This window comes from Paracoccus beibuensis, from assembly GCF_026162625.1.
Taxonomy (GTDB): domain Bacteria; phylum Pseudomonadota; class Alphaproteobacteria; order Rhodobacterales; family Rhodobacteraceae; genus Paracoccus; species Paracoccus beibuensis.
Genome location: NZ_JAOTBD010000004.1, coordinates 180926 through 195261 on the forward strand (window position 1 = coordinate 180926; position 14336 = coordinate 195261).

At 65.6% G+C, this 14336-nt stretch carries 13 protein-coding genes; 3 read left to right on the forward strand and 10 right to left on the reverse strand.

Annotation, left to right across the window (positions count from 1 at the left end; all coding sequences use genetic code 11):
• Position 1: 1 nt before the first annotated feature.
• The 3 genes from OC159_RS04805 to bglB are packed head-to-tail and all read right to left on the reverse strand — an operon-like array spanning position 2 to position 2635.
• Positions 2-514 carry a TRAP transporter small permease gene (locus tag OC159_RS04805; RefSeq protein WP_265500012.1) on the reverse strand — a complete coding sequence of 171 codons (513 nt, stop codon included), beginning with the start codon at positions 512-514 and terminating at the stop codon, positions 2-4.
• Positions 514-1485, reverse strand: a complete 972-nt coding sequence (locus tag OC159_RS04810; protein WP_265500013.1) for a TRAP transporter substrate-binding protein — start codon at positions 1483-1485, stop codon at positions 514-516. The genes OC159_RS04805 and OC159_RS04810 overlap by 1 nt, the downstream gene beginning before the upstream one ends.
• A 31-nt stretch (positions 1486-1516) precedes the next feature.
• A complete protein-coding gene (bglB, locus tag OC159_RS04815; RefSeq protein ID WP_265500014.1) occupies positions 1517-2635 on the reverse strand; it encodes a beta-galactosidase BglB in 1119 nt (372 codons plus the stop codon).
• 181 nt (positions 2636-2816) lie between these two features.
• Between bglB and kdgR the strand changes: the two genes are divergently transcribed.
• Positions 2817-3599, forward strand: coding sequence for a DNA-binding transcriptional regulator KdgR (kdgR, locus tag OC159_RS04820; RefSeq protein WP_265500015.1), 783 nt, complete (start codon positions 2817-2819; stop codon positions 3597-3599).
• On the opposite strand, the gene OC159_RS04825 is transcribed toward kdgR, so the two are convergent.
• The 7 genes from OC159_RS04825 to OC159_RS04855 are packed head-to-tail and all read right to left on the reverse strand — an operon-like array spanning position 3590 to position 10633.
• Positions 3590-4951 (reverse strand): FGGY-family carbohydrate kinase, encoded by a 1362-nt coding sequence (locus OC159_RS04825; protein ID WP_265500016.1) that lies wholly within the window; start codon positions 4949-4951, stop codon positions 3590-3592. The two genes, kdgR and OC159_RS04825, sit on opposite strands and share 10 nt — an antisense overlap.
• On the reverse strand, positions 4948-5262 hold the full coding sequence (locus OC159_RS04830) for an L-rhamnose mutarotase (RefSeq protein WP_265500017.1): 315 nt from the start codon (positions 5260-5262) through the stop codon (positions 4948-4950). The genes OC159_RS04825 and OC159_RS04830 overlap by 4 nt, the downstream gene beginning before the upstream one ends.
• Positions 5262-6248: an ABC transporter permease gene (locus tag OC159_RS04835; RefSeq protein WP_265500018.1), complete on the reverse strand. Its 987-nt coding sequence runs from the start codon at positions 6246-6248 to the stop codon at positions 5262-5264. Before OC159_RS04835 ends, OC159_RS04830 begins: the two co-directional genes overlap by 1 nt.
• Positions 6245-7213 (reverse strand): ABC transporter permease, encoded by a 969-nt coding sequence (locus OC159_RS04840; protein ID WP_265500019.1) that lies wholly within the window; start codon positions 7211-7213, stop codon positions 6245-6247. The genes OC159_RS04835 and OC159_RS04840 overlap by 4 nt, the downstream gene beginning before the upstream one ends.
• Positions 7210-8748: a sugar ABC transporter ATP-binding protein gene (locus tag OC159_RS04845; RefSeq protein ID WP_265500020.1), complete on the reverse strand. Its 1539-nt coding sequence runs from the start codon at positions 8746-8748 to the stop codon at positions 7210-7212. Before OC159_RS04845 ends, OC159_RS04840 begins: the two co-directional genes overlap by 4 nt.
• Before the next feature lie 53 nt (positions 8749-8801).
• The gene (gene rhaS / locus OC159_RS04850; protein WP_265500021.1) at positions 8802-9794 is read right to left on the reverse strand and encodes a rhamnose ABC transporter substrate-binding protein; all 993 of its coding nucleotides are present in this window, start codon (positions 9792-9794) and stop codon (positions 8802-8804) included.
• Positions 9795-9823: 29 nt separating this feature from the next.
• A complete protein-coding gene (locus OC159_RS04855; protein ID WP_265500022.1) occupies positions 9824-10633 on the reverse strand; it encodes a DeoR/GlpR family DNA-binding transcription regulator in 810 nt (269 codons plus the stop codon).
• Between the two features lie 172 nt (positions 10634-10805).
• On the opposite strand from OC159_RS04855, the gene OC159_RS04860 reads away from it, so the two are divergent.
• Together OC159_RS04860 and rhaI are read left to right on the forward strand one after the other, a co-directional pair.
• A complete protein-coding gene (locus OC159_RS04860) occupies positions 10806-12908 on the forward strand; it encodes a bifunctional rhamnulose-1-phosphate aldolase/short-chain dehydrogenase (RefSeq protein ID WP_265500023.1) in 2103 nt (700 codons plus the stop codon).
• Between the two features lie 3 nt (positions 12909-12911).
• Positions 12912-14186, forward strand: coding sequence for an L-rhamnose catabolism isomerase (gene rhaI, locus OC159_RS04865; protein WP_265500024.1), 1275 nt, complete (start codon positions 12912-12914; stop codon positions 14184-14186).
• Positions 14187-14336: the final 150 nt, after the last annotated feature.

The following is a 14336-nucleotide window of genomic DNA, read 5'->3' on the forward strand; positions in this document are numbered from 1 at the left end:
GTTATTCCCCCACCATCTCGGATTGCTCGTCGGCGGGGGCGTGATGCGTCCGGCCCTGCGCCAGGTCCGCCAGGTTCAGCAGGCTGTAGAGGATCATCAGGACGCCGCTGACCGGCAGCGACAGGTAGACCCAGCTCATCGGGATCTGCATCACGGCGCTTGTCTGCAGGGATGCGATGGCCACGCCCTTCATCCCGCCCCAGATCAGCACGAGCCCCGCGAAGGCCACGAAGCCCACCGCCACCACCGCGTCCAGCCGCAGCTTGCCCCGACGCGGCAGGCGGTCGCGCAGCATGTCGACGCTCATGTGGCTGCCCCGGCCGGTGGCATAGGCCGCCCCCAGCAGCGACATCCAGATGACGCCGTAACGCAACACTTCCTCGGTCGAGGACGACGGCGCGTTCAGCGCGTATCGGCTGATGACCTGCCAGGCCAGCACCCCCACCAAAGTCAGAAGCAGGCTGCAGCACAGGATGCCCAGACCCGCGTCCAGCCCGCGCCGCAGCCGCCGCATCAGTTGACCCCGGCGTCGCGGATGGCGGAAGCGACCGCCTGCTTGTCGGCGTCAAGTTCGTCGTACATCGGCGCCACCGCATCGCGGAAGGGCGCGATGTCGGGCTGGTGGAAGGTCACCCCGAATTCGTCGCGCGACTGCGCTGCTGCTTCCTCGACCGCGGCATCCCAAACTGACTTGTGGAATTCCGTCGACTCTCTCGCGGCTTCCGCCACGGCGGTTCGCTGCTCTTCGGTCAGGCGCTCCATGGCGGCGGTGCCGATCAGCAGGATGTCCGGGATGCGGCTGTGGCCGTCGGTGCTGTAGTGCTTGGCCACCTCGGCATGGCGGGCGATGGTCAGGGCGAACTCGTTGTTTTCGGCTCCGTCCAGAACGCCTTGCTGCAGCGAGGTATAAACCTCGGCCTGGCCCATGGCGACGGGCGTGGCGCCCAGAAGCTCGGTCATGCGGATGGCGGTCGGGCTTTGCAGCACGCGGATCTTCAGGCCCTTCAGGTCATCGACCGTCTCGACCGGCGTCTTCACCGTGTAGAAATTGCGCGCCCCCGAATTGTAGTAGGTCAGCCCGGTGAAGCCCAGGTCGGCCGTCGACTGGTAGATCGGGTCCATGATCGCCGCGTCGTCCATGACCCGGTAGAAATGGTCCTGGTCGTCGAACAGGTATGGCATCGGAAAGACGCCATAGATCGGTGCGAAACTCTCCAGAAGTCCGCCCGAGACCTTCGTCATGTCCAGCGCGCCGCCCTGCACCATCTCGACCATCTCGCGTTCGCCGCCAAGCTGGCCGTCCGGGAAGAACTGGACGGTCACGTCGCCGCCGGTCTTTTCCTCGACCAGCCGGGCGAAAGTTTCCATCGCTTCAACGGTGGGGGTGGCGTTCTGCGCATAGCCGAAGCGCAGCGTTTCGCCCTGGACGGCCCCTGCGGACAGGATCAGCGCCAGCGCGGTCAGCGCGGTGTTGGCATGGGTCATGGACTCTCCTCCTCCAAGGCAAAGATGCGCGTCAGATGTATCCGCGCAGGAATTCGGCCAGCGCGAACATCGCCATCGCCTGCCCGTAGGGCATCGAGGTCAGCTTGATCTGGCGATAATAGTCGAGGTCCTGGCCCATCGCGGTGCCAAAGGACACGTTCAGCAGTTCACCCTCGGGGGTAATGTTGTCGATGACGCCGCGGATCGCCTTTTCGGCGACGGGGGCGTAGTCGGCGGACAGATAGCGTTTGCGCACGCCCTTCAGCAGGCCATAGGCGAAACCGGCGGTTGCCGAGGCCTCAAGATAGCTGTCCTTGTCGTCCAGCAGCGTGTGCCACAGCCCGCTGTCGTCCTGCAGGTCGCGCAGGGTGGCCGCTTGCCGGTTCAGCAGCGACAGCAGGTGGCGACGCAGCGGGTCGCTTTCTGGCAGGTCCAGCAGCTCCACGAATTCCGGGATCGCGATGGTGATCCAGCTGTTCCCCCGCGCCCAGAGCGCACGGGCGAAGTTGTGGTCGCCGTCAAAGGTCCAGCCGTGGAACCACAGGCCCGTCGCCGTATCCGTCAGGTACTGCGCATGCAGCAGGAACTGGTACTTCGCCTCGGCGACATAGTCCGGCCGGTCCAGCACCAGCCCGATCTTGGCCAGGGGCATCACGGACATCATCAGCGTGTCGTCCCACAGCTGCTGATCGTTCACGCTGTTATAGACGATGTGCTGCAGCCCGCCCTGCCGCGTGCGCGGCATCTCGTGCATCACCCACTCGGCCCAGGCTTCCAGATAAGGGCGCCACATGGGGTGGCGGTCACGTTCGTAAAGAAAGGCCAAGGTCAGGAAGGGCGCGACGGTGTTGATGTTCTTGGTGGGCGTGCCCTCGGCCAGGCGGGCGTCGAACCATTCGCGGATGATGCCCATGGCCTTGTCGCTGCCGGTCAGTTCCCAGTACTTGAGCAGGCCATAGAGACCGATGCCGTGGGTCCATTCCCAGCCGGCCCAACCCTTGGTGTCGATCACGCGCCCGTCCTCCAGGCGCAGCAGGAACTCTCCGGTCTCATCGGTGATGGCGACAAGGTTGTCGGCCAGACGCTCGATCAGGCCCGAAACCTCGCTGCGCGAGATGAAGCGGTCCTTCTGCCGCAGAAGCGGATGCATGGCGATATCTCCTCCGTTCCTGTTTCGGAACTCCATTCCGAAAAACAAGGAACCACACTCCATTCCGAAAATCAATCGGGAATTCGGAGGAACATCGACGCGCTTTTCCCGCGCTGGAAGGAGCTTGACTTATTTCGCCTCAGTTTTCAGAATGTAGTTCCGAAAAATAAAGAACGTCTCCATGACCCAGAAACCGCAGAAGACCGAAAATGCCGCTGCCGTGCTCAAGGTGTTTGCCGTGCTCGAATCGCTGGCGGGCGAACGGCGGGCGGCACTGGCCGACATCGCGCAACGGGCCATGACGTCCAAGACGACGGCGCACCGGCTGCTGCAGACCATGGTGGACCTCGGCTATGTCGAGCAGGAACCGGAAACCGAGAAGTACGGCCTCACGCTGAAGCTGTTCGGCCTGGGCGCGCGGGTCCTGCGGGGGCAGGAAGACCTGCTGCGCGCCTGCGACCGGGAAATGGGGAAGCTGTCGCGGGCGACGGGCGAGTCGATCAACCTGGGGGTCATGGACGACTTCGACCAGCGCGTGGCCTATATCCACAAGTACGACAGCGCCTACACCCTGTCGATGCAGTCGACCTTGGGCAAGCGCAATCCGCTGCATTCGACCTCGCTTGGCAAGGCGCTGCTGGCCTTCCGCGACGAGGACGAGATCCGCGAGCGACTGTCCCGCATGGAGCTGACGCGCCTTGCCCCCCGGACCATCACCGACCGCGACCGCCTGCTGGCGGAACTGACGGACACCCGGGCCCGCGGCTTTGCCGAGGAAATCGAGGAAAGCGAGGCGGGCGTACGCTGCATGGCCGCGCCGGTGCTGGACCACACGGGCAAGTCCGTCGCGGCGATCAGCATCGCGTTCCCACTGGTGCGCTTCGACGAGACGCGGCGGCCGGAATATGTGCGATTGGTGACCGATGCAGGACGCGCCGCCTCGGCCGCGCTGGGTTACATCTGACATTCGACTGCTGACCGCCAGGCGCCGGCATAGTCCCGCAGCGCATGGGCATCCGCAGGCACCGGCCATCGCTGCGTCGCAGGCGGACGTGCATCCGGCAGGCACAGCAACGCCGCACCGACCGAAGTTCCGGTCGCGGACGGCGCCGTTTCCACCCCGTCCGGGTGCAGGGCGGCCAGCATGTCCAGCAGGTCGGAATTGCGGGCGAAGGGCCCTTCGACGATGACCGGCCCCTTGGCGCCGACAAGGTCGAGGCAGGTGTCCGTCATCAGCGCAAGATAGAACGACAGCGCCGCCATCCGCGCACCCTCCGCGGATGGCTGGCGGATCCATGACATCCGGCGGCCCTGGAACGGACCCGACCCCGGCTCTGCCGCGGGCAGGATCATGGACCCGCTGCGCAGCACCTGCGCCCGGTCATCCGCCGCTGGACGTGCGTCAGAACCTTCGCGGATCATCTCGAACTCGCGCCCGCCCATGAAGCGGGCCGAGGGCACCGGTTGGCCAAGCGCGTTCACGTTCACCAGCACGTCGCGCCGCGGGTCCAGCGGCGGAGTGTCGCCACCCACGGCCATCGCCACGACCCATGTGCCGGTCGAGACGACGGAAAACGCCCCCTCCCGCCCCAGCAGGTGCGGATAGAGCGATGCGTTGCTGTCATGGATGCCCACCGCGACGGGCGTGCCCGCCGTGATGCCGGTCGCGTTGGCCGCTTCTGGCGTCAGCCCGCCCAGAACCTCGTCCGAACGGCGCGCGGGCGCGATGCGGCCAATCAGCCCCAGCGCCCCGACCAGGGCCGAGAACCGGCCCTGCCACGGGTCCCACAGGTCCGTGTGGCACCCCAGCGAGGACATGTCGCTGGCCAGCTTTCCGGTCAGCCGCCAGCCCCAGTATTGCGGAAAGGTGACAACATGCGCCACGCGGTCCGCCAGCCCGGGCTGGGCCGTCATCAGCCAGTGCAACTGCGCGCCAAGGTTCAATCCGCACGACAGCCGCGGCGATCCTGTCGCGTCGAATCCGGGGCGAAGCACATCATAGGCGGCGGCCGCCGCGTCCGGACCCGTGTGTTCGTAATCCAGCATCGGCAGGGCCGCCCCTGCCCCGTCCAGCAACACGGCGGCGGCCCCGTGCGTGGTCACCGATATCGCATCGATTCCATGCTCCGCCTGCATGGCCGCCAACTGGGTCAGAAAGAAATGCCAGTGGCCGTCCAGGTCCACATGCGGCCAGGGCGGTCCCGGCAACGGGCGGTTCGGGCGGGTGACGACGGCAATTTCTGCCAAGCTGTGGCCATCGACCAGCGCCAGCTTGGCATTGGTCTTGCCGATATCCAGTACGGCGACATGGGTCATGGCAGGTGAAACATCGCGACCAGGGGAACCGCGGCCGGTTCGTTGTCGGGATGCGTCTCCATCAGGTCCGCCATATGCGCCCACCAACGCTGCATCACCGGGTGCGCAGGCAAGTCGTCCATTGCGTGGTCGTCTCGGCGCCACAGCACCCCAAAGAGGGCGTTTGTGTCGGGATCAAGGTGGATGGAGTAATCCTCCACCCTGGCGTCCTTCAGCAGCGCGACGAGTTCCGGCCAGATCTCTTCATGGCGGCGGCGGTACTCGTCGGCCATGCCGGGATTCAGCTGCATCCGGAAAGCATGTTTCTGCATCATCTGCTCCTGCTCATCGTCCAGAGGCGGGGAATGGCGATCACGCCGATCAGCAGCCCGCCAACGACAATGGACATCACGATGCCCGGCACGTTCAAAAGCCCCAGGCCGAAGGTCACCAGCCCCATCACCAGCGCCGCCAGCACGACGCCGGGGATGGTGCCCGAGCCGCCGAGGATGCTGACGCCGCCCAGAACGACGATGGTCACGACCTCCAATTCGAACCCCTGCGCGATCGAGGGGCGGGTCGAGCCGAGGCGCGAGGTCAGGCAGATGGCGGCGATCCCGCTCATCAACCCGGTCAGAAGGAACAGGATGAAGCGCACGCGGTCCACGCGGATGCCGGAAAAACGTGCGGCGGTTGCGTTGTTGCCGACGGCCTGCACGGTGCGGCCGAAGCTGGTGCGGTGCAGCAGGATCCCGAAGACCAAGGCCGACAATGTAAAGATCACCAGTTCGACAGTGATGACCCAGACAACATAGCCTTGCCCGAACCAGGCAAAGCCCGGCGGATAGCCGGTGAATGCCCCGTCGCCCAGCACGATATAGCTGATGCCGCGAAAGAGGCTCATGGTGCCGATGGTGACAACGATCGACGGCAGGCCGAAGCGCGCCACCAACACGCCATTGAACGCCCCGCAGGCCAGCCCCGTCGCCAACCCGACCGCGACCAGCAGCGGTGTCCCGGCGCCGGCCGTCATCGCCATGCCCATTGCGGTGGATGCCAAAGCGACGATCGCGCCGACCGACAGGTCGATCTCACCGGCAACGATCAGCATGGCCATGGCAAAGGCGATCATTGCCTTTTCGGTGAAGTTGAACGTCGCGTCGCTGAGGTTCCAGGGATCGAGGAAATAGGGCGAGGCCATCGAGTTCAGGATGAAGATGGCGACGGCGACGACGGCCAGCAGCGCCTCCCAGCTTTTCAGGGCGCGGGCCGCGGGGCTGGTCAGGTGGTCGGGGATATGGCGGCCTGTAGGGGTCATGGGGTCACCTCGGACGGTTTCAGGATGATCCGGCCCGGTGTGCGGCGGCTGGCGTTGAAGGCGATGGCGGCCAAAATCGCCGCACCGGAAATGGCCATTTGCCAGAACGGAGAGATGCCGACGACTGGCAGGGCGTTCTTGACGATGCCCAAAAACAGCGCGCCCATGACGGCACCTGCAACCGTGCCAGCGCCACCCGCGATCGCGATTCCGCCGATCACGCAGGCCGCAACGACGTCCAGTTCAAACCCGCCGGCGATGTCGACATAGGCGACGGCATAGCGCGCCACCCACAGATAGCCCACCAGCCCCGCAAGGGCTCCGGCCAGAACAAAGGCTGCGAACTGCGTCCGCCCGACCGAGATGCCGGCATAGACCGCCGCATGCGGATTGCCTCCGACGGCCAGGAACGCGCGGCCCAGGGGCGTGCGGGTCATCATCAGGCCGATGGCCGCCACCAGCGCCAGCATGATCCAGGTCATCACCGGCAACCCAAGCAGCATCGCGCGGGGCAGCGCCTTGAAGCCTTCGCTCATCTGGTGCGCGTTGATCCAGGCGCCGCCCGTCAGAAGAAAGATCGAGCCGCGGAAGATCGTCATCGTCCCCAAGGTGACGACAATGGACGGGATGCCCAGCTTCCAGACCAGCAGCCCGTTCACGGCCCCAAGCGCCCCGCCGATGGCGATGACCGCAACCAGAATCAGGGGCAGCGGCACCCCTGCCCCGTTCATCAGGGCCGCGATCATCCCGCAAAGCGCCAGGTTCGCCGCGATCGACAGGTCGATGCACTTGGTCATGATCACGATCATCTGGCCCATCGCCAGCAGGATCAGGGGCGATGTGTCGTTCAGCACCCGCACCAGGTTCGCGGGCGCGACGAAGGCCGGGAAACGGCTGGCGATGGCAGCCAGCAGCGCCAGGATGGCCAGGGCCAGGATCGCCTCGCGCGATTTCAGGGCGTTCATGCGGCCTCTCCTTTTGTCAGGCCGATGCCGGCGGCGGCGCGGACCAGGTTCTCGGGCGTCATCTCGCGGCCCGAACATTCGGCGGCGATGCGGCCTTCTCGCATGACGATGACGCGGTCGGACATGCCCAGAACCTCGGGGATCTCGCTGCTGACCATGATGATGGAGAGCCCCTCGGCCGCCAGTTCGGACATGAAGTCGTGGACAGCGGCCTTTGAACCGATGTCGATGCCTTTGGTGGGCTCGTCCAGGATGATGACGCGCGGCCGGGTCGCCAGCCATTTGGCGATGACCACCTTCTGCTGATTGCCGCCCGACAGAAGCCCCACGTCCTGGTCGAGGCTGGCGGCACGCAGGTCCAGCCGCTGCGTGTATTCGCGGGCCAGCGCGAACTCCTCGGCCAGCCGCAGGAAGCCGCCACGCCCGGTGCGCTGCAACGAGGGCAGCGTGACGTTCTGGAAGATCGGCAGCCCTTTGACCGCGCCTTGGCGCCCTCGATCCTCGGGGACATACACGATGCCCGCATCCACCGCCTCGGCGGTCGAGCGGATGACGCGCACCTTGCCGTCGATCTTGCAGGCACCCTTCGACGGCCGGGTGATCCCGAACAGCGCCTGCATCAGTTCGGACCGTCCCGCGCCGACCAGGCCATAGAAGCCCAGGATCTCGCCCTGCCGCAGGGTAAAGGTGATGTCCTCGAACTCGGTCGGGTGGCAATAGCCGGCGACGGTCAGGATCGGCTCTCCGATGCGGGCGGGACGCTTGGGATAGATCTGGTCGACGGCGCGGCCGACCATCATCTGGACCAGCCCGGCCTCGGTCGCATCGCGCATCAGTCCCTGGCCCACGAACTGTCCGTCGCGAAAGACCGTCCAGCGGTCGGCGATGCGGAAGATCTCGTCGAATTTGTGGCTGATGAACAGGATCGCCTTGTTCTGCCGCTTCAACGTCTCGACCAGGGCATAAAGCTCCTGGATCTCCTTGTGGGACAAGGCGGCGGTGGGCTCGTCCATGATGACGACGCGGGCATCGATGGACAGCGCGCGGGCGATGGCGACCATGTGGCGGCTGGCGATGCCAAGGTCGCGCAGCCGTGCCGTCGGCGACAGGTCCGACCCGATGTCGCGCAGGATCGCGCCCACCCGGTCACGCATGGCGCGGCGGTCGATCAGGCCCCACCGGTTGCGGGGCGCATGACCGATGAAGATGTTCTCGGCCACGGTCAGTTCGTCGAACAGCACGGTTTCCTGGTGGATCGCCGTGACGCCCGCGCGGCCCGCCGCCTGAGCGGTCGGAAAGGTCGCGGGCTGGCCATCGACAAGGATCTGTCCTTCGTCCGGCTGATAGATGCCGGTCAGCACCTTCACGATGGTCGACTTTCCGGCGCCGTTCTCTCCGATCAGCGCGGTCACCTGGCCCGGGTAAAGGTCCAGCTGCACGCCGTCCAGCGCACGCACGCCGGGGAACGACTTGACGATGCCGCGCAGCGACAGCACCGGGGCTGCGCCGTCCTGCGGCCGATGATCAGCCTGCATGATGTTGTCCTGGCAATTGGGGCGCCCCGGCGCAGCGGCCGGGGCAATCTGGCTCAGAAGACTGAGCTGAACTCGTCGATGTTGCTTGCGTCATAGACGAAGGGGTCGGCCATCGCGGCCTCGTTGTTCTCGTCCAGCGTGACCTCGCCCATGCGGCCGATGGGGATGGTCGCGCCCGCCTCGGCCTCGGCCTCGCCAGAGGCCAGGTGATGCGCGATCATTGTTGCGGAATAGCCCAGGTCGATCGGGTTCCAGATCGCGAAGCTTTCCGATGCGCCCGACTTGACGTGGCCGGCCATCTCTGACGGCAGACCCAGGCCAGTGACGTTCACGTCTCCGATCTTGCCCGCGTCTGTCACCGCCTGAGCGGCGGCCACGATGCCCACGCTGGTCGGCGCGATGATCGCCTTGAGGTCCGGGTGGCTCTGCATCAGGCCCTGCGCCTCGCGGTAGGACTTGTCGGCCAGGTCGTCGCCATAGACCGTCGCCACCACGTTCACGTTCGGATAATCGCCTGCGACCTTGTTCATTTCCTCGATCCAGGTGTTCTGGTTCGTGGACGTTGTTGTGGCCGACAGCACCGCGACGTCGCCTCCCTCGGGCAGCTGGTCGGCGGCCAGCTTGATGATCATGTTGCCGATCAGCGGGGCCGAGGACGGGTTCAGGTGCATCTGCCGCCCCTCGGGTGCGACGCCAGAATCCCAGCTGATGACGGTGATGCCGCGGTCCATGGCGCGTTTCAGCGTAGGCACCAGCGCGTCCGTGTCGTTGGCGCTGACGGCGATCGCATCGACGCGCTGTGCGATCAGGGCGTTCAGCACCTCGATCTGGCCCTCGGCGGTGGTGTCGGTCGGGCCGGTATAGATGATCTCCACGTCGCCCAGTTCGGCTGCGGCTTCCTCGGCGCCCTTGTTGGCGGCCTCGAAGAAGCCGATGCCCAGGGCCTTGGCGACCAGCGCGATGCGCATGGGTTCGGCTTGCGCCGCCCCGGCCATCAGGACCGAGGCGGTGGCCGCCGTCGTCAGGATCGTCTTCAGGATGCTCATGTCGTCCTCCCCTTATGAGCGGTGCCGCGTCACTCCTCCAGCGCGCGGGACTTTTTGTCGGCGGTGGCCACGGGGGCCACGATCACCTTGATATCGGCGGCTTCCAGCATCCGGACGGCGCGGTCCTCGATCCCGTCATCGGTGACGACGGTGTGGATGCGGGTCAGCGGGCACAAAAGCAGGCTGGACCTGGTCACGAACTTCGAACTGTCGGCCAGCACGACAAGTTCGTCCGCCTGGTCGATCAGCTTCTGCTCGGCCTGCACCAGCAGCGGATCACCCTCCATGAGGCCCAGGGGTCCCAGGCCACGGCACCCCATGAACATGCGGCGGGCATAGAAATGGTTGCTGCCGTCGTCGTCGAAGGGCGACAGGATGATGTTCTGTTCGCGATAGATCGCGCCCGCCGGCAGCAGCACGGTATTGCGCGACTGCTTCAGCAGGTGTTCCGCAATCGGGAAGCTGTTGGTGAAGACCTGCAGGCGCTTGGTGGTCAGCGGATGCACCATCTGGAACGTGGTCGTCCCGCCGTTGATGATGATCGCGTCGCCGTCGTCGCACAGATCCACCGCCGCCTGCGCGATTGAGCGTTTCTGCGCGATGTTGATCGTCTGGTTGATGGCGAAGGGCCGCGCGTTGATCCCCACGAATTGCGGCGGAGAAATCGCTTCGGCCCCGCCCCGCACGCGGCGCAGCTTTTTCGACACATGCAGCTGCGCAATGTCGCGGCGCACCGTCGCTTCCGATGCACCGGTCAACGCACACAGGTCGGCCACCGTGACCACGGGGCGTTCCTGCACGGCCGACAGGATGATGCGATGGCGTTCCGCTTCCAACATTAGGATCTCCTCTTCGCGCAGTTTCCCTCATTCCGACGCATTGTCAATCAACAATGATCCATGATCGCCATGAATGATCGTTCATGATCGAAATTGATTGACCTACGTGGCACCCACGGCTATCGCTTGACCGAAGAGATGCGGCGCGAAGGCCGCTTTCAGGGAGACATCCATGACCGAGACAATTGCCGCCAACCGGCTGGACAACCTGTGGGATGATGCCCGCGCCGCCGGCATGAGCGAGTCGGAAAAGCTGCTCTATCGCTCGAACCTTCTGGGTTCGGACAAACGTGTCACCAACTATGGCGGCGGGAACACGTCGGCCAAGGTCATGGAGACCGATCCGCTGACGGGCGAACAGGTCGAGGTGCTGTGGGTCAAGGGCTCGGGCGGCGATATCGGGTCGATGAAGATGGACGGGTTCGCGACCCTCTACATGGACAAGCTGCGGGCGCTGAAGGGCAAGTACCGGGGGCTCGCGCACGAGGATGAAATGGTCGGCTATCTGCCCCATGCCACCTTCGCGCTGAACCCGCGAACGGCCTCCATCGACACACCGCTGCACGCCTATGTGCCCCACAAGCATGTCGATCACGTCCATTCCGACGCGATCATCGCCATCGCCGCATCGATCAACTCGCGCGAACTGACGGCAGAGATCTTCGGCGACCAGATCGGCTGGCTGCCTTGGAAGAAGCCCGGCTATGAACTGGGTCTGTGGCTGGAAAAACTGGCGACCGATAACCCGCAGATGCGCGGCGCGGTGCTGGAAAGCCACGGGTTGTTCACCTGGGCGGACGACGCCAAGGACTGCTACCTGACCACGCTGGAGATCATCAACCAGGCTGCTGGATGGCTGGACCGCAAGACCGCCGCCCAGCCCGCCTTTGGGGGCGCCCGGGCTCCCACGCTGGAGCCTGCACAACGTCGCGACATCGCCGCGCGCCTGATGCCCGCAATCCGCGGCCTGATCTCGAACGACCGGCACAAGGTCGGCCACTTCGACGACCAGCCGGCGGTGCTGGAATTCGTCGGGTCGAACGCACTGGGAACGCTGGCGCCGATGGGGACGTCCTGCCCCGACCACTTCCTGCGCACCAAGATCCGGCCGCTGGTGATCGACCTCGATCCTGCCAATCCCGATCTGGATGCGGTCCTGTCAGGCCTGCCTCAGGCCATCGCGGGGTATCGTGATGAGTATTCGACCTATTACGACCGCTGCAAGAAGCCTGACAGCCCGGCATTGCGCGACCCGAACGCGGTCGTCTACCTGATCCCCGGCGTCGGCATGATCACATTCGCGCTGGACAAGACGACGGCGCGGATTTCGGCCGAATTCTACGTGAACGCGATCAACGTCATGCGCGGCGCCAGCGCCGTCAGCACCTATCAGGGCCTGCCCGAGCAAGAAGCCTTCGACATCGAATACTGGCTGCTGGAAGAGGCCAAGCTGCAGCGGATGCCCAAGCCGAAATCGCTGGCCGGCCGTGTGGCGCTGGTCACCGGCGGTGCGGGCGGCATCGGGGCGGCCACGGCCGAGCGTTTCCTGCGCGAAGGCGCCTGCGTCATGCTGGCCGATATCGACGCGGGTGCGCTGAAGACCGCGCATCAGGGGCTGGCCGCCAACTTTGGCCGCGACGTCGTGCGCAGCGTGCAGATGAATGTGACAGACGAAAGCCAGGTCGCCCGCGCCTATGCCGAGATGGCGGTCGAGTTCGGCGGCATCGACATCCTGGTGTCGAACGCCGGCATCGCGTCGTCGGCGCCCGTCGAGGAGACTTCGCTGGCGCTTTGGAACAAGAACATGGACATTCTGTCCACCGGTTACTTCCTCGTCTCGCGCGAGGCATTCCGGACCTTCCGCTCGCAGGGGATCGGTGGCTCGGTGATCTTCGTGGCCTCGAAGAACGGGCTGGCGGCCAGCCCCAATGCCAGCGCCTATTGCACCGCCAAGGCGGCCGAGATCCATCTGGCCCGCTGTCTGGCGCTGGAGGGGGCCGAAGGCGGCATCCGCGTCAACGTCGTGAATCCCGATGCCGTTCTTCGCGGGTCGCGGATCTGGGAGGGCGAGTGGCTGGACCAGCGCGCCAGCACCTATGGCACCGACAAGGAGGGGCTGGAGGAGATGTACCGCAAGCGGTCCATGCTCAAGCGGGCGGTCCTGCCCGAGGACATCGCGGAAGGAGCGTACTTCTTCGCCTCCGACCTGTCTGCCAAGTCGACCGGCAACATCCTCAACGTGGATGCGGGCAACGTCCAGGCCTTCACGAGGTAAGCCATGATCGACAAAAGCATCATCGAGGCGCAGAATGACGCCCGCCGCGCCGACCTTCAGGCCGACTACGACGCGCTTGGCGCACGGCTGTCGCGCCGGGGCGTGGACATCGGGGCGCTGACCGCCCGCGCCATGAACTTCGGCGTTGCGATCCCCAGCTGGGGGACCGGCACCGGCGGCACCCGGTTTGCGCGATTCCCGGGCGGAGGAGAGCCGGCCGGCATCATGGACAAGCTGGACGACTGCGGCGTGATCCATGTCCTGACGGCCGCCACGCCGCGCGTCAGCCTGCACATTCCGTGGGACAAGGTCGACCCCGCCCTGCTGCTGGAAAAGGCCGAAGAGGTGGGACTTGGCTTCGATGCCATGAACTCGAACACTTTCCAGGACCAGTCGGGGCAGGCGCACAGCTACAAGCACGGCTCGCTGTCGCATACCGATGCGGCGACGCGCCGTCAGGCGATCGAGCATAATCTGGAATGCATCGACATCGGGCAGGCGATCGGATCGAAGGCGCTGACGGTCTGGATCGGTGACGGGTCGAACTTTCCCGGCCAGACCTCGTTGTCGCGCCAGTTCGATCGTTATCTCGACTCGATGAAGCAGATCTATGCCGGGCTGCCGGATGACTGGCGGATCTTCAGCGAACACAAGATCTATGAGCCGGCATTCTACTCGACCGTCGTGCAGGATTGGGGCACGAGCCTGATGACCGCGCAGGAACTGGGCCCCAAGGCGCAATGCCTGGTGGACCTGGGCCACCATGCCCCGAACGTCAACATCGAGATGATCGTCGCGCGACTGATCCGGGCCGGAAAGCTGGGCGGGTTCCACTTCAACGACAGCAAGTATGGCGACGACGACCTGGACGCCGGGACGATCGAGCCGTTCCGCCTGTTCCTGGTCTTCAACGAATTGGTCGAGCTTGAGGATACGCCAGACCTCGACCTGTCGCACATGATCGACCAGAGCCACAACGTCACCGACCCGATCGAAAGCCTGATGATCTCGGCCTGCGAGATCCAGCGGGCCTTCGTTCAGGCCAGCCTTGTGGATCGTGCGGCGCTGGAGGAGTTTCGGCAGGACAACGACGCGCTGATGGCTGCCGCCACCCTGCGAGGCGCCTTCCGCACCGACGTCGAGCCGATCCTGCGAATGGCGCGCCTGCGCCAGGGTGCGGCCATCGACCCGGTCGCGACCTACCGCGCCGCCGGCTGGCGCGCGCGCGCGACCTCGGCCCGCCCCGCCGCGGCAGCCGGAGGTGGGGGCATCGTCTGATGCGCCGTCGCGGCATCGGGCGGGTCAACGTGTTCCGTGCCCGAGCTGCAAGAGGTCGCGCTGCACTTTCCGGGATCGGCAGAGAACCGCGGCTCTGCCGGTGGAAAGAGCGGCCCCCTGGGCGAGCCCCGGGGGCCGACACCATCCCGT

What these genes read in the sequence shown, in the direction of transcription:
- OC159_RS04805 (WP_265500012.1), bottom strand. Translation starts at nt 514, where the DNA reads ATGCGGCGGCTGCGGCGCGGGCTGGACGCGGGTCTGGGCATCCTGTGC.
- OC159_RS04810 (WP_265500013.1), bottom strand. Translation starts at nt 1,485, where the DNA reads ATGACCCATGCCAACACCGCGCTGACCGCGCTGGCGCTGATCCTGTCC.
- bglB (WP_265500014.1), bottom strand. Translation starts at nt 2,635, where the DNA reads ATGCATCCGCTTCTGCGGCAGAAGGACCGCTTCATCTCGCGCAGCGAG.
- kdgR (WP_265500015.1), top strand. Translation starts at nt 2,817, where the DNA reads ATGACCCAGAAACCGCAGAAGACCGAAAATGCCGCTGCCGTGCTCAAG.
- OC159_RS04825 (WP_265500016.1), bottom strand. Translation starts at nt 4,951, where the DNA reads ATGACCCATGTCGCCGTACTGGATATCGGCAAGACCAATGCCAAGCTG.
- OC159_RS04830 (WP_265500017.1), bottom strand. Translation starts at nt 5,262, where the DNA reads ATGCAGAAACATGCTTTCCGGATGCAGCTGAATCCCGGCATGGCCGAC.
- OC159_RS04835 (WP_265500018.1), bottom strand. Translation starts at nt 6,248, where the DNA reads ATGACCCCTACAGGCCGCCATATCCCCGACCACCTGACCAGCCCCGCG.
- OC159_RS04840 (WP_265500019.1), bottom strand. Translation starts at nt 7,213, where the DNA reads ATGAACGCCCTGAAATCGCGCGAGGCGATCCTGGCCCTGGCCATCCTG.
- OC159_RS04845 (WP_265500020.1), bottom strand. Translation starts at nt 8,748, where the DNA reads ATGCAGGCTGATCATCGGCCGCAGGACGGCGCAGCCCCGGTGCTGTCG.
- rhaS (WP_265500021.1), bottom strand. Translation starts at nt 9,794, where the DNA reads ATGAGCATCCTGAAGACGATCCTGACGACGGCGGCCACCGCCTCGGTC.
- OC159_RS04855 (WP_265500022.1), bottom strand. Translation starts at nt 10,633, where the DNA reads ATGTTGGAAGCGGAACGCCATCGCATCATCCTGTCGGCCGTGCAGGAA.
- OC159_RS04860 (WP_265500023.1), top strand. Translation starts at nt 10,806, where the DNA reads ATGACCGAGACAATTGCCGCCAACCGGCTGGACAACCTGTGGGATGAT.
- rhaI (WP_265500024.1), top strand. Translation starts at nt 12,912, where the DNA reads ATGATCGACAAAAGCATCATCGAGGCGCAGAATGACGCCCGCCGCGCC.